Source organism: Kitasatospora sp. NPDC050463 (genome assembly GCF_040655255.1).
Lineage (GTDB): Bacteria > Actinomycetota > Actinomycetes > Streptomycetales > Streptomycetaceae > Kitasatospora.
In genome coordinates this window covers 130,965-152,163 of the sequence record NZ_JBFAJO010000007.1, presented here as the reverse complement: position 1 = coordinate 152,163, position 21,199 = coordinate 130,965, and the positions used below count along the sequence as shown (strand labels likewise).

General features: G+C 74.5%; 18 protein-coding genes and 1 riboswitch. Of the genes, 7 read left to right on the top strand and 11 right to left on the bottom strand.

All coding sequences use genetic code 11. From position 1 onward, the window contains the following. Nucleotides 1–6: 6 nt before the first annotated feature. The 3 genes from AB0J08_RS07155 to rsmH form a co-directional block, all read right to left on the bottom strand. Nucleotides 7–2,301: a penicillin-binding transpeptidase domain-containing protein gene (locus AB0J08_RS07155; RefSeq protein ID WP_360628185.1), complete on the bottom strand. Its 2,295-nt coding sequence runs from the start codon at nucleotides 2,299–2,301 to the stop codon at nucleotides 7–9. Between the two features lie 143 nt (nucleotides 2,302–2,444). Continuing rightward, the gene (locus tag AB0J08_RS07150) at nucleotides 2,445–3,035 is read right to left on the bottom strand and encodes a cell division protein FtsL (RefSeq protein WP_360628182.1); all 591 of its coding nucleotides are present in this window, start codon (nucleotides 3,033–3,035) and stop codon (nucleotides 2,445–2,447) included. 39 nt (nucleotides 3,036–3,074) lie between these two features. After that, nucleotides 3,075–4,049: a 16S rRNA (cytosine(1402)-N(4))-methyltransferase RsmH gene (gene rsmH, locus AB0J08_RS07145; protein ID WP_360628179.1), complete on the bottom strand. Its 975-nt coding sequence runs from the start codon at nucleotides 4,047–4,049 to the stop codon at nucleotides 3,075–3,077. Between the two features lie 580 nt (nucleotides 4,050–4,629). Between rsmH and AB0J08_RS07140 the strand changes: the two genes are divergently transcribed. From AB0J08_RS07140 to AB0J08_RS07125, 4 genes are all read left to right on the top strand, one after another. Next, on the top strand, nucleotides 4,630–5,172 hold the full coding sequence (locus tag AB0J08_RS07140; protein ID WP_360628176.1) for a carbonic anhydrase: 543 nt from the start codon (nucleotides 4,630–4,632) through the stop codon (nucleotides 5,170–5,172). Between the two features lie 404 nt (nucleotides 5,173–5,576). Continuing rightward, nucleotides 5,577–6,548, top strand: coding sequence for a MoxR family ATPase (locus tag AB0J08_RS07135; RefSeq protein ID WP_360628280.1), 972 nt, complete (start codon nucleotides 5,577–5,579; stop codon nucleotides 6,546–6,548). A gap of 1 nt (nucleotide 6,549) precedes the next feature. After that, nucleotides 6,550–7,872 carry a DUF58 domain-containing protein gene (locus AB0J08_RS07130; protein WP_360628173.1) on the top strand — a complete coding sequence of 441 codons (1,323 nt, stop codon included), beginning with the start codon at nucleotides 6,550–6,552 and terminating at the stop codon, nucleotides 7,870–7,872. Next, entirely contained in the window at nucleotides 7,869–10,301 is a 2,433-nt protein-coding gene (locus AB0J08_RS07125; RefSeq protein ID WP_360628170.1) for a DUF3488 and transglutaminase-like domain-containing protein, read from the top strand. The genes AB0J08_RS07130 and AB0J08_RS07125 overlap by 4 nt, the downstream gene beginning before the upstream one ends. A 104-nt stretch (nucleotides 10,302–10,405) precedes the next feature. Here AB0J08_RS07125 and AB0J08_RS07120 read toward each other — a convergent pair whose 3' ends face one another. The 3 genes from AB0J08_RS07120 to AB0J08_RS07110 all read right to left on the bottom strand — a co-directional run bounded on the left by AB0J08_RS07120 (nucleotide 10,406) and on the right by AB0J08_RS07110 (nucleotide 12,607). Next, on the bottom strand, nucleotides 10,406–10,795 hold the full coding sequence (locus AB0J08_RS07120) for a DUF3040 domain-containing protein (protein WP_329487266.1): 390 nt from the start codon (nucleotides 10,793–10,795) through the stop codon (nucleotides 10,406–10,408). Nucleotides 10,796–11,160: 365 nt separating this feature from the next. Beyond that, on the bottom strand, nucleotides 11,161–11,913 hold the full coding sequence (locus AB0J08_RS07115) for a methyltransferase domain-containing protein (protein WP_360628167.1): 753 nt from the start codon (nucleotides 11,911–11,913) through the stop codon (nucleotides 11,161–11,163). 130 nt (nucleotides 11,914–12,043) lie between these two features. Next, entirely contained in the window at nucleotides 12,044–12,607 is a 564-nt protein-coding gene (locus tag AB0J08_RS07110; protein ID WP_360628164.1) for an SAV_6107 family HEPN domain-containing protein, read from the bottom strand. A 576-nt stretch (nucleotides 12,608–13,183) separates the two neighbouring features. On the opposite strand from AB0J08_RS07110, the gene AB0J08_RS07105 reads away from it, so the two are divergent. Next, complete coding sequence (locus AB0J08_RS07105; protein WP_360628161.1) at nucleotides 13,184–13,813, top strand: DUF4126 domain-containing protein; 630 nt, start codon at nucleotides 13,184–13,186, stop codon at nucleotides 13,811–13,813. Between the two features lie 10 nt (nucleotides 13,814–13,823). Continuing rightward, the gene (locus AB0J08_RS07100; RefSeq protein ID WP_360628158.1) at nucleotides 13,824–15,323 is read left to right on the top strand and encodes an NAD(P)/FAD-dependent oxidoreductase; all 1,500 of its coding nucleotides are present in this window, start codon (nucleotides 13,824–13,826) and stop codon (nucleotides 15,321–15,323) included. Between the two features lie 42 nt (nucleotides 15,324–15,365). Here the strand turns inward: AB0J08_RS07100 and AB0J08_RS07095 are convergent, their stop codons facing one another. Together AB0J08_RS07095 and metF are read right to left on the bottom strand one after the other, a co-directional pair. Next, nucleotides 15,366–16,232, bottom strand: coding sequence for a hypothetical protein (locus tag AB0J08_RS07095; protein ID WP_360628155.1), 867 nt, complete (start codon nucleotides 16,230–16,232; stop codon nucleotides 15,366–15,368). Between the two features lie 130 nt (nucleotides 16,233–16,362). After that, nucleotides 16,363–17,277 (bottom strand): methylenetetrahydrofolate reductase [NAD(P)H], encoded by a 915-nt coding sequence (gene metF / locus AB0J08_RS07090; RefSeq protein WP_360628152.1) that lies wholly within the window; start codon nucleotides 17,275–17,277, stop codon nucleotides 16,363–16,365. Nucleotides 17,278–17,454: 177 nt separating this feature from the next. Between metF and AB0J08_RS07085 the strand changes: the two genes are divergently transcribed. After that, nucleotides 17,455–18,561, top strand: coding sequence for a polyprenyl synthetase family protein (locus AB0J08_RS07085; protein WP_360628149.1), 1,107 nt, complete (start codon nucleotides 17,455–17,457; stop codon nucleotides 18,559–18,561). Nucleotides 18,562–18,665: 104 nt separating this feature from the next. On the opposite strand, the gene thiE is transcribed toward AB0J08_RS07085, so the two are convergent. From thiE to AB0J08_RS07070, 3 genes are read right to left on the bottom strand one after another with little or no spacing between them, the layout of a single operon-like run. After that, a complete protein-coding gene (gene thiE / locus AB0J08_RS07080; protein WP_360628146.1) occupies nucleotides 18,666–19,316 on the bottom strand; it encodes a thiamine phosphate synthase in 651 nt (216 codons plus the stop codon). After that, nucleotides 19,316–19,681, bottom strand: a complete 366-nt coding sequence (locus AB0J08_RS07075; protein WP_360628143.1) for an Rv2175c family DNA-binding protein — start codon at nucleotides 19,679–19,681, stop codon at nucleotides 19,316–19,318. The genes thiE and AB0J08_RS07075 overlap by 1 nt, the downstream gene beginning before the upstream one ends. 52 nt (nucleotides 19,682–19,733) lie before the next feature. Beyond that, nucleotides 19,734–20,939: an FAD-dependent oxidoreductase gene (locus tag AB0J08_RS07070; protein WP_360628140.1), complete on the bottom strand. Its 1,206-nt coding sequence runs from the start codon at nucleotides 20,937–20,939 to the stop codon at nucleotides 19,734–19,736. Nucleotides 20,940–21,083: 144 nt separating this feature from the next. Continuing rightward, a riboswitch (TPP riboswitch) is annotated at nucleotides 21,084–21,196 on the top strand. The last annotated feature ends 3 nt before the right edge of the window (nucleotides 21,197–21,199 follow it).

Sequence of the window (21,199 nt, the reverse complement as noted above, 5' to 3'; positions counted from 1 at the left end):
GGTCGATCACGGCTTCCACTCGACGGGCAGGTTGGGTGCCTCGCTACCGCTCGGCGGCACCTGCAGAGTCTTCAGGGTGAACTCCATCACCTGCTTGAAAACCGGGCCGCAGAGCTGGCCGCCGAAGTGGCCGTTGACCGGGTCCTGGATCACGCAGGAGACGGTGACCCGGGGCTGGTCGGCCGGTGCGAAGCCGATGAACGAGGCGGTGTAGCCGCGGTAGCCGCCGGTCTTCGGGTCCACCCGGTTGGCGGTGCCGGTCTTGCCGGCCACCCGGTAGCCGGGGATGGCCGCCTTGCCGCCGGTGCCCTGCTCGTCGGTGACGACCGACTCCAGCATCTCGGTGAGCGTCTTCGCGGTCTGCTCGCCGACCACCCGGGACTGCGCCCCGGGCGCGGCCGGCGTGAACCGCCCGTCCGGCGAGGTGGTGCCCTGGACGACGCTGGGGGCCACCCGGACCCCGCCGTTGGCGATGGTGGAGAAGACCGAGGTGGCCTGGAGGGCGTTCACCGAGAGGCCCTGGCCGAACGGGATGGTGTACTGCTTCGAGGCCTTCCAGTCCTCCGGCTTGTCCAGGAGGCCGGAGGTCTCACCGGGGAAGCCGAGGCCGGTCTGCTCACCGATGCCGAACTTGCGCAGGTAGTCGTAGAGCACCTTGTTGGCCTCCGGCTGGGTGGCGCCGAGGGTCTGGGCGGCCTCGATGGTGCCGATGTTGGACGACTTGGCGAGCACGCCGGCCAGCGTCAGGTACCAGGTGTCGTGCCAGACGTCGTCCTTGAACGCCACGTCGCCGCGGACCAGCGGGTAGGGCACGGTCACCTTGGTGTCCCAGGTGGCCTTGCCGGTGTCCAGGACGGCGGCCATGGTCATCAGCTTGGCGGTGCTGCCCGGCTCGTACGCGTCCTGCAGGGCCGTGTTGCCGAGCTGGGAGGACTTGGCCGTGCTCAGGTCGTTGGGGTTGAAGCCGGGCGAGGTGGCCATCGCCAGGACCTGGCCGTTCTTCACGTCCTGGACGATCACATAGCCCTTCTCGGCCCCGGCGTTGGCGACCTGGTCGGTGATGGCGCGCTGGGCGGCCCACTGGATGTCCCGGTTGATGGTCAGCCTCAGGTCGGTGCCGGGCACGGCCGGGTCCAGCGAGCCCCCGGCGGTGGGCACCAGCCGGCCGCCCGCCTGGGCGTAGCTGCTGTGGCCGTCCTTGCCGGCCAGCACCTTCTGGTACTGCGACTCCAGGCCGCCGGCACCCTCGCCCTCGGCGTTGACGAAGCCGACCAGGTTCGCGGCCAGGCCGTCCGAGGGGTAGACCCGCTTCTGGGTCTCCCGGTTGAACACCCCGGCCAGCGGGTTGACGCACTCGTTGTCCAGCCTGGTCCGGCCACCCTCGTCCACGGCCCTGTTGAGCAGGCGCTTCTGGGCCCCGCAGGCCCGCGAGCCGGCCTGCTTCTCCAGGCCCGCCTTGAGGTCGCTGATCTGGTTCTTGACGTCCGGACTCTGCTGGGCGGCGAGCCGCTTGTAGCGGGTCTTGGGGGTGTGCAGGTCGGCGGCGATCTTCTCCTTGGGCAGACCGAGGATCGGGGCCAGCAGCGCGGCCGCCTGCTCCGGGGCGTCCGGGATGCCGGCCGCCTCCGGGGTGAACATGGCCGGGTCGGCGGTGATGTCGTACGCGTCGACGGTGGTGGCCAGGGCCACGCCGTCGGCGGACGTTATCGAGCCGCGCTCGGCGGTGATCGGGATGTCCAGGTAGCGGTTGGTGTTGGCGTCGGCGGCCAGCGCGTCGGAGTCCAGCAACTGGAGCTGGACGAGGCGGCCGGCGAAGACCGAGAACACCAGGGAGAGCGCGACGGTGACCACCCGCAGCCGGCGGCGCGGGTCGGCCAGTCGGATCGCCCTCGACTGCGGGCGCTGCGCCGGGCGGGACTTCGGGCGCGGCCGGCCGGGTGCCTGGCCCCGCAGGGGCGGGCGGCCCTCCGGGCGGCGCTGCTGCGGGGCCCGGGGCGACCGGCCGGCGGCCTTCGGATCCCGGGCCTTGGCCGGCTGGGCCTTCGGGGGTTGGGCCTTCGGAGGTTGAGCCCTGGACGCCTGGGCCTTGGGTGGCTGGGCCTTCGGGGGCTGCCCGGGCGGCGGCTGCTTCGACCGGGCGGGCTGCGGCTTGACCGGCTGCGCCTTGGCGGGCTGGGCCTTCGGGGGCTGCGCCTTGCCGGCCTGGCCGCGCAGGGTCTGCCGCGGTGCGGCGCCCTTGGCGACGGGTCGGCGGCCACCGGCGCCGCCGGTCCCACCGGTGGGCTGTCGGGGCGTGCTCATGCGCCCACCTCGCTACCCTCGGCGAGCGCTTCGCACAACGCGCACCTACTGACGACTCGCTCGCTCCGCTCACTCATGCGCCCACCCCACTACCCTCGGCGAGCGCTTCGCACAACGCGCGCACCCACTGACGACTCGCTCGCTCATCGGCCCGTACCTCCGGTCGCGGTCGGCGCCGGCTGGGGCGCGGCCGGCGAACCGGCGGGAACGGGAGCGGCCGGAACGGCCGGATTGATCTGGACGGTGGTGTCACCGCCGGACGGTGGTGCGGCCGGGGCGCTCGGCGACGGTTGCTTCCCGGGCCACGGTTCGGTGGTGGACCGTTTCACCGGGGGGCTGTCCTGCGCCGGTCCGGGCGTACCGAGCACCTTGCCGCCGTTCGGGACATCCAGGAAGGCCATCCCCCCGGCGGGCACCATGCCGAGTTCGACGGCCCGGCGGGCGAGCGAGTCCGGCGCGGAGTTCTGGTCGATCTGGTGCTGCAGGCCCTGCTGCTCGTCGGTGAGCACGGTGGTCTGCCGCTGCAGTCTGGACAGCTCGAAGGAGCCCTCGTTGAGTGCGGTGTTCAGGGCCAGCAGTCCGAGCAGCCCGGCCGCGAGCAGGACCACGACCAGGACCGCGAACGGCGTCCTCCCCCGTACCGGGCGCCGTCCCGGCCGGACCGTGATCCGCGCCCTGCCGCCCTGCCCGGGGAGCACCGCGCTCCCCGCCCCGCCTCCGGCCACCGGCCCCACGCTGTCTCCTCCGCCCTTCGGACCGCCCCGCGAACCTGGTCAGCCCCGGGTGCTTCGGTCCCTGATCCTCTCCGCCACCCGCAGTCGCACGGGCGCGGCACGCCGGTTCTCCTCGATCTCCTCCTCGGTGGCCTGCTCGGCCCCGCGAGTGATCAGCTTCAGCCAGGGCTGGTGCTCCTCCGGGATGAACGGCAGCCCCGGCGGGGCGGTGTTGGTCGCGCCCGCCGCGAAGTACTGCTTGACCAGGCGGTCCTCCAGCGACTGGTAGGACATCACGACGATCCGCCCGCCCAGCGCCAGCGCGTCCAGCGCACCCGGGATCGCCCGGTCCAGCACCTCCAGCTCGCCGTTGACCTCGATCCGCAGCGCCTGGAAGGTGCGCTTGGCCGGGTTTCCGCCGGTACGGCGGGTGGCGGCCGGAATGGCGTTGCGCACCAGATCGACCAGACGCGCGCTGTTGGTGAACGGTTCCTTCTCCCGCTCGCGCAGGATCACCGAGGCGATCTTCCCGGCGAACCGCTCCTCGCCGTACACCTTGAGGATCCTGGCCAGCTGCCCGTGGCTGTAGGTGTTCAGCACCTCGGCCGCGCTCAGACCCCGGGTCTGGTCCATCCGCATGTCCAGCGGGGCGTCCTGGGAGTAGGCGAAGCCGCGCTCGGCCTCGTCCAGCTGCATCGAGGAGACGCCGAGGTCGAACAGGATGCCCTGCACCCGGGGGATGTCCAGGCGCTCCAGCACCTCGGGGATCTCGTCGTAGACGGCGTGCACCAGGGTGGCCCGGTCGCCGAACGGCGCCAGCCGCTCGGCGGAGAGCTTCAGGGCCGCCGGGTCGCGGTCCACCGCGACCAGTCGGACGTCCGGGAACTGGGTCAGCAGGGCCTCGCTGTGCCCGCCGAGGCCGAGCGTGGCGTCCACCACCACGGCGCCGGGCTGCGAGATCGCCGGGGCCAGCGCGTCCATGCACCGCTGCAGCATCACGGGGACGTGCTTGGGGGCCGGATCGTTGGTGCTCATGCGCGGTGGCGCCCTTCTTCGGTGCGAAGCAGCCCGACGTCCGGGAGCTCCGACCATTTTGGCCCACTGTGTGCCGGAGTCGGCGCCTGGGGCGGCGGTGGCAGCCGCCGGCGGCCGGGACGCGGCCCGTGGTCCCCGCCCGCTCAGGGGGAAGATCGTGACCGCCCGGCGCCGGGGAAGGTGCGCCAGGTGGCACGGAGCGGGTGGAGGCCACCGGCCGCGTCGGCCGTCGCACCGGCCGGAGAACGCCCGGTTGACGGGCCTCGGCGAGTGTGCTCCACTGCGCCGCAACTCTATCGCGGACACCCCGTCAGTCAATGGTCCGCTCCGGCGCACCACCCGGGCGGCGGTACGGATCACCGCAGGTCGCGGCCGTCCGGCGGCCCGTCGGGGGCACCGGAGGGGGTCGCGTGGCGCGGCCGCGCGCCCCGGCCCCGACGAGGCCGGACAAACCCGTCCGGAACACCTCGCCGGCCCGTCCTCGGCCCTGCCCGGTTGTCGATATGCACTCGGTCACAGCCGCCCGCTCTGTAGCCCTCGGCCTCACCACGGACACCGAATTCGCACTAACGTCTTCACCATGACAGTGACCCCCGACCGGCCCAGGCCGACAGCCGCTGCCGACACCGCCGCACCGAACATCATCGACCGCTTCGTGGCGGCCAACCGCGAGTACGCGGTGACCTTCCGCGACGGCGGCATGGACGCCCGACCCGTCCAGCGCATCGCCGTGGTGGCCTGCATGGACGCCCGACTCGACCTGTTCGCCGCGCTCGGCCTCGAACTGGGCGACGCCCACGTCATCCGCAACGCCGGCGGCGTGGTCACCGACGACACCATCCGCTCGCTCACCATCAGCCAGCGCGCCCTCGGCACCCGCTCGGTCGCCCTGATCCACCACACCGGCTGCGGTCTGCTCGGTCTCACCGAGGACTTCCGGCGCGAGCTGGAGCTGGAGGTCGGCCAGCGTCCGCAGTGGGCGGTCGAGGCCTTCGTCGACCTCGACAGCGACGTCCGGCAGTCCATGCAGCGGGTCCGCACCTCGCCCTTCCTGCCGCACACCGACGACGTCCGGGGCTTCGTCTTCGACGTCCACACCGGGCTGCTCCGCGAGATCGCCTGACCCACCCCGTCCACCGGCCGCTTCCGGCCCGGCCAGCGTCGTCCGGGCCCAGCCGGAACTCCCGCCGCCGCACTCCCCCGCCCGACCGGGTGTCCCGCCCACCCCACGGCTTCCCCGGTGCTTTCGGCCGGGTGGTGACTTCTGGCCACCGCCCGGGGGAGAATGCGCCTGCCGGTCGGACCCCGAACCACCTGGGGCGGCCAGCCGCAGGCCCCACCCCGGCACCGGCTCCCGCTACGGAACCGCTCCCGGAGGAGCCGCGTCCAGCATGGGGTGGGCCCGCCTCGGGGTGAGGCGGGCGCAGTGTGCCAGGGAGCGTACGGGTGACGAGCTACAACGATCAGGCCGGTCTCGAAGGTCGCGCGGGGAGCGACCAGGGGGCGCAGGGCTACCGCCCGGTCGGCCTGCCCGAGCTCGCCGCCGTGGTGGAGCGGGTCCGGGCCAACATCGAGAGCGTGATCGAGGGCAAGCCGGAGGCCGTCCGGATCGCGCTGACGGTCCTGCTCGCCGAGGGCCACCTGCTGCTGGAGGACGTACCCGGCGTCGGCAAGACCATGCTGGCCAAGGCGCTGGCCCGGTCCGTCGACTGCACGGTGCGGCGCATCCAGTTCACTCCGGACCTGCTGCCCTCCGACGTCACCGGCACCAACATCTTCGACCAGCACCAGCGCGACTTCGAGTTCCGCCCGGGCGCGATCTTCGCCCAGATCGTGGTCGGCGACGAGATCAACCGGGCCTCGCCGAAGACCCAGTCCGCGCTGCTGGAGTCGATGGAGGAGCGCCAGGTCACCATCGACGGCACCAGCTACGAGCTGCCCTCGCCGTTCATGGTGGTCGCCACCCAGAACCCGGTCGAGATGGAGGGCACCTATCCCCTCCCGGAGGCCCAGCGGGACCGCTTCATGGCCCGGATCTCGATCGGCTACCCGAGCCCCGAGGCCGAGTTCGCGATGCTCGACGTGCACGGCGGCGCCAGCCCGCTGGAGGACCTCCAGCCGGTCGCGCACGCCGCCGACATCCTCAAGCTGATCGACCTGGTGCGCACCGTGCACATCGCCGACCCGGTCCGCCGTTACGCCGTCGACCTGGTCGGCGCCACCCGCACCAGCCACGAGCTGCGTCTGGGCGCCTCGCCGCGCGCCACCCTGCACCTGGTCCGGGCGGCCCGCGCCGCCGCCGCGCTGGACGGGCGCGACTACGTCACCCCGGACGACATCCAGCGCCTGGCCGTCCCGGTGCTCGCCCACCGCCTGATGCCGACCGCCGAGACCCAGCTGAGCCGCCGCACCTCCGAGCAGATCGTGACCGACCTGGTCGCCCGGCTGCCGCTGCCGCGCCCGCAGGGCCAGGCCGGCCCGGCCCTGCGGAGGGGCTGAGGTGGGACCGTCCGACGCACCGTCGGGCCTGCGCGCCGGCCTGAACGGCCTCACCACCCGGGGCCGCTCCTTCCTCGCCGCCGGGGCCACCTCGGTGGTCTGTGCCTATCTGCTCGACCAGGACGCGCTGCTGCGCGTCGGCGTCCTGCTGGCAGCGCTGCCGCTGGCCGCCGCGCTGCTGCTGGCCAACACCCGCTACCGGGTGGCCAGTGGACGCCGGCTCAGCCCGCGCCGCGCCGTCGCCGGCCACGAGGCCCGGGTCCACCTGCGGGTCGACAACGTCTCCCGGGTGCCCACCGGCCTGCTGCTGCTGGAGGACAAGGTCCCGTACGTGCTCGGGCCGCGCCCGCGCTTCGTGCTGGACCGGGTCGAGCCGCACGGGCACCGCGAGGTCTCCTACCGGGTCCGCTCCGACCTGCGCGGCCGCTACCCGCTGGGCCCGCTCCAGCTGCGGCTCTCCGACCCGTTCGGGATGTGCGAGGTCAACCGTTCCTTCACCGCCTCCGACGTGCTCACCGTCGTGCCGCAGGTGCAGCAGCTGCCGCACGTGCGGCTCAGCGGCGAGTGGGTCGGCCAGGGCGAGAGCCACACCCGCACCCTGGCGCTGGCCGGTGACGACGACGTCATCCTGCGCGAGTACCGGCACGGCGACGACCTGCGCCGGGTGCACTGGAAGTCCACCGCCCGGTACGGCGAACTGATGGTCCGTCGCGAGGAGCAGCCGAAGAAGGCCCGGGCGACCGTCCTGCTGGACACCCGGGAGACCGGCCACCGCGGCAGCGGCCCGGCGTCCTCCTTCGAATGGGCGGTCAGCTGCGCCGCCTCGGTCTCCGTGCACCTGCTGGAGCTCGGCTACCAGACCCGGCTGCTCACCGACACCGGCCACTGCGTGCCCGGCCCGGACGCCGGCGGCGGCAACACCGCCGCCGACGCCTCCGGCCTGATCCTGGACGCGCTCGCGGTGGTCGACCTCTCCGACGGCGGCGGGCTCTCCCGCGCCGAGGAGCCCCTGCGCAGCTCCGGCGAGGGCCTGCTGGTCGCCGTCCTCGGCGACCTGGACGAGGCCCAGACCGCCCGGCTGGCCCGACTGCGGGGCCGCACCGGCGGCGCCGTCGCCTTCCTGCTCGACACCGGCACCTGGGCCGGTCTGCGGATGCTCGCGCCCGACACCGGCGGGGAGGAGTTCCGCGACCGGGTGCGGCAGCTGCGCGAGGCCGGCTGGACCGTCCTGCCGGTCCGCGCCGGGGACTCCGCGCCGGAGCTCTGGCAGGCCGCCGACCGGACCGAGTCGCCCTCCCCCTACCGAGATGAGGCCGGCGCGTGACCACCCGGGCCAAACTGACCGTGTACTCGGCGCTGGCCACCGCCCTGGCCGCGCTCTGCCTGATCCCCCTGCTCACCACCAAGGGCTGGATCACCCACGCCTACCTGGTGATCGCGGTGGTCGCGGCAGCCGGCGCGGGTCTGCGCCGGACCCCGTTCTACCGCTGGACGGTGCCGCTCGGGCAGTTGCTCGTCCTGTTCGTGCTGCTGCTGGTCGGCTTCGCGAGCTCCACCGCCCTCTGGGGCGGTGTGCTGCCCGGCGCCGAGTCGGTGCACACCCTCGGCCAGGTCCTGCGCAGCGGGCTGGACGACATCCAGGAGTACGCCATCCCCGCGCCGCCCGATCCGGGCCTGCGGCTGATCCTGGTCGGCTCCGTCGGCCTGATCGCCATCGCGGTGGACACCGTCGCGGTCACCTACCGGCGCTCCGCGCTGGCCGGGCTGCCGCTGCTGGCGCTCTACTCGGTCGGCAACGGGCTGGCCGGCGACGGCGGCAGCTGGGTCTGGTTCGGCCTCGCCGCCGCCGGCTACCTGGTGCTGCTCTTCGCCGAGGGGCAGGACCGGGTCTCCCGCTGGGGCCGGGTCTTCCGCGGCACGCGCCAGGGCGAGGGCTCCGGAACGCTCAGCCAGGGCGGCCAGCGGATCGGCGTCCTGGCGCTCGCGCTGGCCCTGCTGGTGCCGGCTTTCCTGCCGCGCTGGGAGGGCGGCCTGGTCCACACCGGCTCGGCCGGCGGGTCGGGCGGCACCCGCGCCGGAGGCGTCACCACCCTCGATCCGCTGGTCACCCTGGAGGCCGCCCTGGCCGCCCCCAGCGACGTCGAGCTGCTCACCTACCGGATGGACAGCAGCCTCGCGGACACCGCGTACCTGCGCACCGGCTCGCTGGACCGGTTCGACGGCACGGCGTGGAAGCTCAGCAACCCCGCGGTGACCGAGCTCAGGGACGGCCTCCCCGCGCCCGAGGGCCTGGCGAAGACCGACATCCCGGCGGAGCCGGGGGACTTCCAGGCCACCGACAAGCTGGAGTCGAGCTGGCTGCCCATGCCCTACCCGGCCAGCAGCGTCAGCGTCCCCAACCCCGGCGACTGGAAGGTGGACACCCTCACCGGCACCGTGCTGTCCTCCAAGGACAAGGCGATCAAGGGCCTGCGCTACAAGGCCACCGCCTACGACGTCCGGCCCACCGCCGCCGAGCTGCGCAGCGCGGGGCCGGTACCGTCCAAGCTCTCCGAGTACTACACCGAGCTGCCCAGGGACCTCCCGCCGGTGGTCCGGGAGAAGGCCCAGGAGGTCACCAGGAACGCGCCCACCGCGTACGACCGGGCGCTGGCGCTGCAGGACTGGTTCACCAGCTCCGAGTTCTCCTACAACACCAGGATCAAGGCCGGTACCGGCAGCACCGCGATCGCGGACTTCCTGCGCGACCGCAAGGGCTTCTGCGTGCACTTCGCCTCCACCATGGCGGCGATGGCCCGCACCCTGGGCATCCCGTCCCGGGTCGCGGTCGGCTTCACCCCGGGCGACGCCAAGGGCGGCGACCGCTACTCGGTGAACGGCCTGATGTACCACGCCTGGCCCGAGCTGTACTTCCAGGGCTTCGGCTGGCTGCGCTTCGAGCCCACACCGACCCGTGGCGTGCAGCCCCACTACACCGAGCCGGTCGCCGCGCCCGCCACCGCGCCGACCCAGCAACCGACCGCCGCCGCCCAGAGCACCGCCCCCGTCGCGGCGCCCTCCAGCAGCAGCGCCTGCGACCCCAAGCTGCGCCGCATGGGCGAGTGCGGGGACAAGGGCAGGACCACGGCCGGCGCCCACGAGGACTCCTGGCTGCTCTCCTGGCAGGTGCTCACCACCCTGGCCGCGGTGCTGCTGGTGCTCGCTTTGCTGCTCACCCCGATGGTCTGGCGGGAGCTGCTGCGCCGTCGCCGGATCGGTGCGGCCGGGCGGCGCCGGCCCGGCGGGGACGGCCCGACCGAGCCGACCGACGCACAGGTGCTGGCCGCCTGGGACGAGCTGATCGACTCCGCCTGGGACCTCGGCATCCCGCCGGACGAGTCGCGCACCCCGCGCGCCGCCGCCCGCCGGATCGCCGAGGCGGCCGAGCTCGACGAGGCCTCGGCGGCCGCCGCCGGGCGGGTCGCCCTGGCCACCGAGCGGGTGCTCTACGCCCGCTCGGCCGAGGTGTCCACGCCCGTGGCGGCCGACGTCCGGACCGCCCGGGAAGGCCTGCGGGCCGGCGCCGGACGGGTCGGCCGGACGAAGGCGGTGCTGCTGCCGCCGTCCTCGGCCAAGCTCTGGTGGCAGCTCTCGGATGCGGCGCTGGCGGCCCGGCTCGCGGCACGCGGCCGGGTCTCCCGGGCGGCCGCGCCGCTGCGCCGGGGCCGGGAGCGGCTGCGCCGCCGCAGGAGTGGGGACCGCGAGGCGTCCTGACACGGGGCGCACACGAAACGCCGACACCGGGCGCACACGGAACGCGAGGGCGGGCAGTCGATCCGACTGCCCGCCCTCGCGGTGTTCTCTGTGGGGCCGGTGACTCAGAAGCCGCCGGTCTGCTCGTCCCGGCGGCGCTGCCAGCGCTGCTCCACCCGGTCCATCACCCCCGCCTTGCGGCGCGGCGCTGCGGCCGGCCGGGGGCCGGAGGCCTGCCCCGCGGGCCCGCGGCGCCAGCCGGTGACGGCGAAGACCGCGCACCCCAGCATCACCAGGAACCCCACCACACTGACCCAGATCTGGTCCGGGACGACCATGCCGCCCATCAGCAGGCCGATGCCCACCACGAAGCCTCCGACGGCCAGATAGACCCGCCGACGGGTGTAGGTGCGCAGGCCGGTTCCCTCGAGCGCCGTCGCGAATTTGGGATCTTCGGCATACAGCGCTCGCTCCATCTGGTCGAGCAGTCGCTGCTCGTGCTCCGAGAGCGGCACGGAGTCCTCCTACTCGTCGGTCGCCGGTGCGACCGGTCCGCCGCCCCGGTCGGGGTGGCAAAGTCCAATCAGCCTTCAGAACACGCGGTCGGACGCCTGTACGGGGGCCCAGGCCCGTGTCGTCCATATGCCCCATGCATCCGGCTGTCATGCTTTCCGGCTTTACCCAGATCATACGGTCCACGGGCCCGTTGCGGGGCGGTCGGCCACGCGAGGGCCGGGCCGTACCGGGCGGTCCGGGCCGCACAGTGCTCAACGCCGCCGGTCCCGGACAAGTGCCCGAGCTGGTGGAATCGGCCGGGACCTGGGGAGCTTCGGCGCAGACGGCGAGGAGACCGGCCGGAGAACCGTGGGAGAAGCCGGGGTCAGGCCAGGGTGGCCAGCAGGTGGAGCTGGGTCGCCACGGCGTGGAAGGCGGGCTGCTCGGCGGCGGCCTCCTCCAGCTTGAGCAGCGCCTCCAGCGCGCCCGGCTCGGTGTCCACCAAGACGCCGGGCACCAGGTCGGCGAAGACCCGGACGCCGTGCACCGAGTCCACCCGCAGGCCGGCGCCGACGGCCAGCCGGTCGAGCTCCTCGCCGGTGAAGCGGCGCGGCATCGGGTCGCTCGCGCCCCAGCGGCCATCGGCGGCCTCCAGGACGGTGCGGGCGTCGGTGAAGTGGCCCCCGAGCGCGCGGGCCAGCACCGCGCCGTTGCGGTTGGCGGCCAGCAGGCTGACGAAGCCGCCGCGGCGCAGGGTGCCGGCCAGGCTGCCGAGCGCCTCGGCCGGGTCGTCCACCACCTCCAGCACCCCGTGGCAGAGCACCGCGTCGACGGTGCCGGGGGCGACCAGCTCGGGCAGCGTCTGGGTGTCGCCCTGGACGGCGCGGACCAGGTCGGTGACGCCGGCCTCGACGGCCCGGCGCTCCAGCGCGAACAACGCGTCGGGGCTCGGGTCGACCACGGTCACCCGGTGGCCGAGCCGGGCGACCGGCACCGCGAAGTTGCCGGTGCCGCCGCCGGTGTCGACCACGTCGAGCACGGGCTGGTCCAGCTCGGCCGCCCGCTTCTCCAGGGCTGCCCGCACCACCTCCCACACCACGGCGGTACGCAGGGCGCTGCGGGGACGCGTCGGGTACAAGGTCGGGCTCCTTGGCACGTGCAGATCGATCAGGATGCCTCCACCTTAGGCCCTGCCGGGTCGATCTCGCCGGGCGCCGAGATCGACCCGGCAGGCCCCGGACCGGGCCGGGGCCGGGCTGCTCCGCCCGTCACCGCGGCGGGGCCGGGTCGTGGCCGTCGCCCTCGCCGTCGTCCAGCGGCAGCCGCGGGGCGGGCGGCGTCGGACGCAGACCGAGCAGCCGCTCGACCAGCCGGAGGAAGAGCGCGCAGTTGCGGATCAGGTCGTCGGCGTCGCGGGCCGAGGCGGCGCCCCGGATCCCGGCCTCGGCGGCGGCCCGGCGGCGGGCGCCGGCCGCGAAGTACACCGCCCACTCGGCGAGCTCGGGGGCGATCTCGGGCAGCACCTCCCAGGCGCTGCGGATGGCCTGGCGGCGCCGGGGGCTCTTCTCCGGCCGGCCACGCGCGGCGAGCACCGCCGCGACGGTACGCAGCGCGGCGAGGTGGGCGGCGGCGTACCGCTCCAACGGGTCCTCCCGGGCGCGGGCCCCGGCGAGGGTGCGGTGCGCGTCGGCGAGCAGGTCGAGGGCGGCGGGCGGAGCGGCGACCCGGCGCACCACCGGATGGACGTCCCCGGGGGCGGGGCGGTGGGCGTCCGGTCGGTGCGCGGCGGAGTGGAGGCGGGTGGTGACGGGCTCAGGACTGCTGATGGTCATGGTCTCCCCCGGTCCGAGGCAGCGCGCGGACCGGGTGGTCCGTGCTCCTCCATCGTGACCGGGGCCACTGACAATGCGGCCGTGCGGCGGTGCGCACCGGCTCCGGACGCGCGTGCGGGCGGCGGCCCGCCGGCCGACTCCGCCGGCCCCTGCGCCCCACCGCCCCGCACCCCCCGCCGAAGCGCCGCCCCCCACGGCCGCCGCTTCGGAACCCCCCTCCGGGTGGCCGGTCCCCCCTGACCCCGCTCCGCCGCCCCGTGTCGGCGGTGCGCGGCCTGCGACCGGCTCCCGTGCGGACCCACCGGTGACGTCCGCGGCCCCCCGTGCCCGCTGGACGGCACCTGTCCGCCGTCCCGGGGCCGCAGCGCCCGACGCGCCGCCGTCCCGGTGTCACTACTGTCCCGTCTGCGCAGGTCGGAGGCCATCCGCTCAACTACTCAACCGGGCTTCTGAGTATCCGTACTCAGTTGCGTGAGGGCGGGAACCGGCGGCCGCCCGGCCGGCGTCCCGGTACGGTACGGCGCGCCGGGCGGATCCCGGCGGGCGCCACGAGGGCCCTGTCCCGAGGAGGAACGGATGACGATCATTCCGCTGATCTTCACCAGCGGACTGGCGAGCGGGATCAACGCGTACGCGGTGGTGCTGCTGCTCGGGCTGCTGGGCCGGTTCGCCGGGGCGGATTCGGTGCCGGCCGCGCTGGAGCGTACCGACGTGCTGGTCGCCGCCGGGGTGCTGTTCCTGCTGGAGGCGGTGGCCGACAAGATCCCGTACGTGGACAGCCTCTGGGACACCGTCCACACCGTGATCCGACCGATCGCGGGCGCCACCGTCGGCGCGCTGCTGGCGAGCGCCGACCCGGGCTCGCTGGGCGAGGTCGCGGCGGGGGCGATGGGCGGCACCACCGCGCTGGTCAGCCATCTGGTGAAGGCCTCGCTGCGGATGGCGGTCAACACCTCGCCCGAACCGGCCAGCAACATCGCGGTGAGCCTGGCGGAGGACGTCTCGGTCGCCGCACTGGTCACCCTGGCGATCTTCCATCCGTGGCTGGCCGCCTCGATCGCCGCCGTGCTGCTGGCCGTCAGCCTGCTGCTGGTCTGGTTCGCGGTCAGCCGGATCCGCCGCTTCCGGGATCGCCGCCGCGAGCGCCGGGCCGCCCGGGCGGCGGGCGTACGACCGGCGCAGAGGGTGCCCGTCGCCCGGCCGTAGGATGCGGTCCATGGCACGGATCGTCATCATCGGCGCAGGAATGAGCGGGCTCGCGGCGGCCTCCCGGCTGGCGACGCTCGGCCACCGGGTGACGGTCTGCGAGGCGAGCGGGACGTACGGCGGCATGGTCGGCCGGTACGAGCGCGACGGTTTCGCCTTCGACACCGGGCCCGGGCTGCTCACCCTCCCGGCCGTCTACCGCGACCTCGCGCTGAAGACCGGCAGGGAGCCGCTGGAGCAGTTGGTCGAGCTGGCCCCGGTCGACCCGGAGAGCCGGCACCTGTTCCCCGACGGCACCGACCTGCTGCTGCCCAACGCGTCCCGCGGCGGCGTGATCCAGGCGCTGGACGCGGCGTTCGGCGCCGGCTCGGGCGCCCGCTGGGCCGAGGTGATGAACCACGGCCGCACGGTCTGGGAGGCCACCCGCCGCCCGCTGCTGGAGGAGCCGCTCCCGGCCGACCCCGCGCCGCTGCACACCGACCCGTACCCGGCGCCTCCCCGCAGGGGCCTGGCCCGCCTGTTCGGCGCCAGGCCGTGGACCCTCACCGACGTGGCCACCCGGGAGCTCGGCGGCCACCCGGGTCTGACCGCCCTGCTGGAGGAATACGCCCTGCGCTTCGGCCTCCACTCGAACACCGCCCCGGCGAGCGCCACCGTCCTGCCGTACATGGAGCAGTCCTTCGGCGTCTGGTACGTCAAGGGCGGCATCCGCACGCTGGCCGACGCGGTGTACCGCCGTTGCGAGCAGCGCAAGGTGGAGTTCCGCTTCGACACCGAGGTCACCTCGGTGGTCACCGAGGAGGGCCGGGCGTGCGGTGTCGACACCGCGGCCGGCCGGATCGAGGCCGACCTGGTGATCTCCTCGATGGACGCCTGGTCGCTGTTCAGCCGGCGCATCGCCGAGTGGCCGGGCGGCGGCGACCCGGCCGAGTGGGGTCACTTCGAGGAGCCCAACGGCCGGTTCACCGTGCTGCTCGCGCTGCGCGGGGGCCGTCCGGAGGGAACCGCGCACCGCTCGGTCGTCCATGCCGCCGACCCGGCGGCCGAGTGGAACGCGCTGACCCTCAGCGCCGACCTCTGCGAACGCCCGACGGTACAGGTCCTGCGGCCCGACGACCCGTCACTGCGGCCGGACGGCGACCACGAGAGCGCGGTGCTCACCGTGACCGTCCCGGCGCAGGGCGATGTCGACTGGACGGAGCCCGGCCTGGCCGACCGCTACGCGGAGCGGCTGCTGGACCATGTCGACGCAGCGGGCCTCGGCCTGCGCGAACGCGTCCTGTGGCGAGTGGTGCGTACGCCCGAGGACACCCGCCGGGAGACCGGCGCCTTCATGGGCGCCGTCCCCCGACCCGCCCTGGCCGGCCACGGCGGGAACTGGCTCCGGAGCGCGAACGAGTCCCCCCTCCCCGGCCTCTACCTGGTGGGCGGCGCGGCCCACCCCGGCGGCGGGCTGGCCCGGGTCGGCATGTCGGCCTGCATCGCGGCCAACCTCATCGGCCCGGCCTGAGGAGTCGGCCGGGCGGTCCGAACAGCGGTCCGGGGAGCGGGCTCAGCCCTGCTGCTGCCAGGTGGTCTGCTGCTGGTAGCCGTAGTCGTAGCCGGGCTGCTGCGGGATGCCCGGGTGGGGCTGCCACTGCTGCTGGGCCTGCTGGGCCTGCTGGTCGTAGCCGTACTGGTCGGGCTGCTGCTGGTAGCCGCCGTACGCGTCCACCTGCTGCTGGTACCCCGCGTACGGGTCCGGCTGGACGGCCTGCTGCTGGTAGGTGCCGTAGCCCTGGTCGTAGGCGACGGCCGGCTGCTGCTGGGTCTGCCACTGCTGCTGGGCGTTCGCGTCCCAGACGGGCTGCTGCTGCGGGGCGTCGTAGCCGGCCTGGTAGGCCTCGGCGTACGGGTCGGGCTGGGCCTGCGGGGCGGGCTGCTGCTGCTCGTAGTAGCCGGGGGCGTAGACGCCGTCCGCGGCGAGCTCCTGCATCTCGAAGGCGGCGGTCTGCTCGACGGCCGGGACGTCCTCGGCCACCGCGACCGGCTCCGGGGTCTCCTCGACCGCGCTGACCGTGCCGATCCGCTCGGCCGCCACCGCGGTGGCCACGGCCGCACCACCGGTCAGTGCACCCAGCAGGGGCACCTTGGCCAGCGGACCGGGCAGGCCGCCGTCGGGCCGGCGCAGCGACCAGCCGGCCGCGTAGCCGCGCTTCACGGAGAGAGTGACGAGGGTCTGGCCCAGCGCGAACAGCGCGGCGCCCGCGCCGATCACCACGACCGAGCCGGCCGCCATCCCGGCGGACACGCCGAGGAAGCCGGCCAGGGCGAGCGCGCGCCAGTGCACCGGGGCACGGTTCTGCAGCAGCAGCTCGGCCAGCAGCCAGAGCGCCACCACCGCCAACGCGGCGTACAGCAGCAGGTATCCGATGCCCATCGCCCGCTACCTCCAGTCGCGTGCCCGCGCTCGCCGCGCGTGTGCGGCGACTGTACCGGTTGAACGCCCCGGGTACCGCATCGCGTTCCCGGCCCGTCCGGGGGCCGGGCCGGCCGGGAACGCGGCCCGGTCAGCGCTGGTGCAGGCCGAGGTTCTGGTAGATCTCCAGCGTCGCGGTCGAGTGGTTGAGCGTGATGAAGTGCAGCCCGGGGGCGCCCTCCGCCAGCAGCCGCTCGGACATCGCGGTGGCGTGCTCCATGCCGATCGCGCGCAGCGCCGCCGGGTCGTCGATCGCGCCCCGCAGCCGCTCCTCCAGGTCGACCGGGAAGGCCGACCCGCTCAGTTGCGGGAAGCGCTCCAGCTGCTTGGCGTTGGTGACCGGCATGATCTCCGGGATGATCGGCGCCTCGCAGCCCGCGGCCGCGACGCGGTCGCGCAGCCGCAGGTAGTCGTCGACCTCGAAGAACATCTGGGTGATCGCGTAGTCGGCCCCGGAGCGGATCTTCGCCACGAAGTGCCGGATGTCCTCGTCCCAGTCGGTCGAGCGTGGGTGCATGTTCGGCGAGGCGGCGACGCCCACGCAGAAGTCGCCGATCCCCTTGATCAGCTCCACCAGCTCGTAGGCGTAGGTGACGCCCTCGGGGTGGCTGACCCACTCGCCCGTCGGGTCGCCGGGCGGGTCGCCGCGCACGGCGAGGACGTTCCGCACGCCCTGGTCGGCGTAGTGGCCGATGATGTTGCGCAGCTCGGCGACCGAGTGGTCCACCGCGGTCAGGTGGGCCACCGGGGTCAGCGTGGTCTCGGTGGCGATCCGGCCGACCATGTTGACCGTGCGCTCGCGCGAGGAACCACCGGCTCCGTACGTCATGCAGACGAAGTTGGGGTCGAGCGGTTCGAGGCGGCGGATGGCGTCCCAGAGGCGGTGCTCACCGACCTCGGTCCGCGGGGGCATGAACTCGAAGGAGAAGGACCGCTTGCCGGCCGCCAGAAGCTCGCGGACCGTCGAAGCGCGGTCTGTTCTGGTGGTAGCGATGCCGAGTGCCATGGTGGCAGGTTAACCGTCGGCCGAAGGGCACGGACAACCCGGTTCCAGGTATTGAGACAATTGATGGACGACATTCCGCTTACCGCCGACCCGGGTAACCGGGCCTCGTCCGGACAGCTGTTCGCGTCCGTCCGGCTACGCTTGCCGCACCCCCAGCGAAACCTCCGGAGCCTCATCGTGACCTCGTCCAGCAACCGGCCGGCCAACCCGATCGACGTGGAGGACGTGCGCGAGCGCGTCAACGCCGCCCTCGCCGGGTTCATGGACGGCCAGTCGGCCCTGCTGGGGAAGATCTCCCCGCAGCTGACGCCCGCCGTCGAGGCACTGCGCGACTTCCTGCTGGACGGCGGCAAGCGGCTGCGCCCGGCGTTCTGCTACTGGGGCTGGCGCGGCGCCGGCGGCCCCGCCGCCGGGGAGGGCATCGCGCACGCCGCGGCCGCCCTGGAACTGCTCCAGGCCAGCGCGCTGGTCCACGACGACCTGATGGACCGCAGCGACACCCGGCGCGGCCTGCCCTCCGTCCACCGCCGCTTCGAGGCGCTGCACCGGGCGAGCGGCTGGCGCGGCGACCGCGAGCAGTTCGGCGCCTCGGCGGCGGTGCTGCTCGGCGACCTGCTGCTGATCTGGTGCGACGAGCTGTTCCTGCGCTCGGGCCTGGACCCGGCCGCCGTGCTGACCGCCAAGCCGGTGTTCGACCTGATGCGCACCGAGGTCATGGTCGGCCAGTACCTGGACGTCCTGGAACCGGTCGCCGGGGACTCCGCGGACGAGGGCGCGCTGGACCGGGCGCGGACCGTGCTGCACTACAAGTCGGCCAAGTACACGATCGAGCGGCCGCTGCAGGTCGGCGCGCTGCTGGCGGGTGCCGGGCCGGAGCTGGTCGAGGCGTACGGGGCGTTCGGCCTGCCGCTGGGCGAGGCGTTCCAGCTGAGGGACGACCTGCTCGGCGTCTTCGGGGACCCTGCGGTCACCGGCAAGCCCGCCGGGGACGACCTGCGCGAGGGCAAGCGGACGCTGCTGGTCGCGCACGCGATGCGGGGGCTGCCCGCCGCCGACGCCCGTCATCTGGACGAGCGGCTCGGCGCGCCGGACCTGGCGCCCGAGGAGGTGGCCCGACTGCGCGAACTGGTCGGGCGCAGCGGCGCGCCGGAGCGGGTGGAGCAGCGGATCGAGGAGCTGATGCGGCAGTCGCTGGCCGCGCTGGAGGCGGCGCCGCTGGCCGACGAGCGGGCCCGCGAGGCACTGCTGGCGCTGGCCGAGGCCGCCACCGTCCGCAAGCACTGAGCGCCTCCGGCACGGGGGCGGCGTCGCCCCTGATGTGCCGGAGGCTCCGACCGCGGGCCGGGAACCCCTGCCCGGGAGTACCGGGACGGCGGCAGCCGTCCGGGTCAGACCGCCCGCAGCCGCCGGGCGAACGCGGCGGCCGCCGCCCGCGGGTCGTCCGCGGCGGTGATGGCGCGCACCACCACGACCCGGCTCGCGCCGGCCGCCAGCACCTCGTCCAGGTTGCCCAGGTCGATGCCACCGATGGCGAACCACGGCCGGTCGGTGGTCTGCTTCGCCGCGTGGGCGACCAGGCCGAGGCCGGGCGCGTGACGGCCCGGCTTGGTCGGGGTGGGCCAGACCGGGCCGGTGCAGAAGTAGTCCACGCCGGGCTCGGCGATCGCCGCGTCCACCTCGGACTCGGCGTGGCAGGAGCGGCCGATCAGCACGTCCTCGCCGAGGATCGCCCGGGCGGCCGGGACGGGCAGGTCGTCCTGCCCGAGGTGCAGCACGTCGGGCCGGGCCGCGTGCGCGACGTCGGCGCGGTCGTTGACGGCGAGCAGCTTCCCGTGGCGGCGGCAGGCGTCGGCGAAGACCTCCAGCGCCGCCAGTTCCTGCTTGGCCTCCAGGTTCTTGTCGCGGAGCTGGACGATGTCCACCCCGCCGGCCAGCGCCGCGTCCAGGAACTGCACGAGGTCGCCCTGCTCGCGGCGGGCGTCGGTGCACAGGTAGAGCCGGGCGTCGGCGAGCCGCCGACGCGGTGTGTCCGCCGCCATCAGATCAGCATCGCCTGGGCACGGCGCTTCACCTCGGTGCCACGGTTCTCCTGGAGCGCCTGGATCGGGCTGCCTGGCAGCGACGGGTCCTCGGTGAAGAGCCACTCCAGGATCTCCACGTCGTTGTACCCGCAGTCGCGCAGCACCGTCAGGGTGCCGGACAGGTGCTTGACCAGGCCCGGGCCGTCGATGAACGCGGCCGGCACCTGGAGCGACCTGTTCGGGCCGCGCCGGACGGCGATCAGCCCGCCGTTCTTGACCAGGTCGCGCACCTCGGTGACCCGGACCCCCCACTGCTCCGAGATGTCGGGCAGGTACATCCACTCGGTGACCAGGGCTTCAATCTTGCTTTCGATCTCACTCACGTCACCAGACTGCCACCTCCACGGCCCGCCGCGCACCAATCCGCCGCCGGGGCTACCCCGCGACGGCCGACTTCAGTGCCACCGCCGGGTCCGCCGCCCGCACCGGATCGAGCACCGCCGAGCGCTCGACCAGGCGGCGCCCCTGGGTGAGATCGCGCGGGCGGTCCACCGTCAGCAGGGCGCGCAGCGTGCCGTCGCGCAGCCAGAGCACCGCCCAGGAGCGGTCCTGCGGTGAGCCGCGCCAGAGCAGTTCGTCGCCGTCGCCGTGCCGCCCGGCGTACTGCACCATCCGGCCGAACTGCTCCGACCAGAAGTACGGCACCGGGTCGTACGGCAGGTCCGCGCCGAGCACGGCGGCGGCCGCGGCCCCGCCGGACTGCAGCGCGTGGTCCCAGTGCTGGACGGTCAGCCGGGCGCCGGCGCGGGCCGACGGGTAGCTCACGCAGTCGCCGGCCGCGTAGACGCCGGGCAGGGTGGTGCGCAGCCGCTCGTCCACCAGGACGGCGCCGGCGGCGTCCAGCCCGACGCCGGAGCCGGCCAGCCAGTCGGTGGCCGGGCGGGCGCCGATGCCGACCACGACCTCGTCGGCGGGCAGGTGCGAGCCGTCCGCCAGCAGCACCGCGCCGGGCTCGACCGCGGCGACCCCGACGCCGCAGCGCAGCTCCACGCCGGCCTCCGCGTACCAGGCCGCCATCGCCCGGCCGATCCCGAGCGGCAGTGCGCCGGGGACGGGCGCCGGGCCCGCCTCGACGACGGTGACCTCGCAGCCGGCCGCCCGGGCGGCGGTGGCCACCTCGGCGCCGATCCAGCCCGCGCCGACCAGGACCAGGCGCAGCCCCGGGCGGAGCAGGGCGCGCAGGGCCAGCGCGTCGTCCAGGGTGTGCAGCAGGTGGGCGCGCTCGGCGCCGGGCAGCGCGCGCGGGGTGGCGCCGGTGGCGAGCACCAGGGCGTCGTACGGCAGGTCGCCGGCGTCGGTGTGCAGCACACCGGGGGTGAGGCCGGTGGCCCGGCGGCCGGTGAGCAGTTCGACGCCCAGCTGCGCGAGGTCGAGGTCGAGCGGGGTGGCTTCGGCCTTGCCGAGCAGCACCTCCTTGGAGAGCGGCGGCCGGTCGTACGGCTGGTGCGGCTCCTCGCCGACCAGGAGGATCCGCCCCCGCCAGCCACCCCGCCGCAGGCCCGCGGCGCAGTGCGCCCCGGCCAGCCCGGCCCCGACCACGACCACCTGATCCGTCCCGCTCAGCTCTGCCACGCCCGTCACTGTACTGGCGCCCGTCCGGGGCACCAGAGGGCCGTCGAGCCCCGCACCCGGCCCGGGGCCGACCCGCCGACCACTCCGCCGTCCAGCCCGCCGTCCAGCCCTCGTACGCGCCTTCGGTGGCGACAACCCCCGGAGTTATGGTGGGGGCACCATCACGGGAGCCCGGCGGACCGGGCTGAGAGGCGGGCTGACACGGCCTGCGACCGTCCGAACCTGATCCGGGTCATACCGGCGAAGGGAGAACAGCGACTTTGACACGC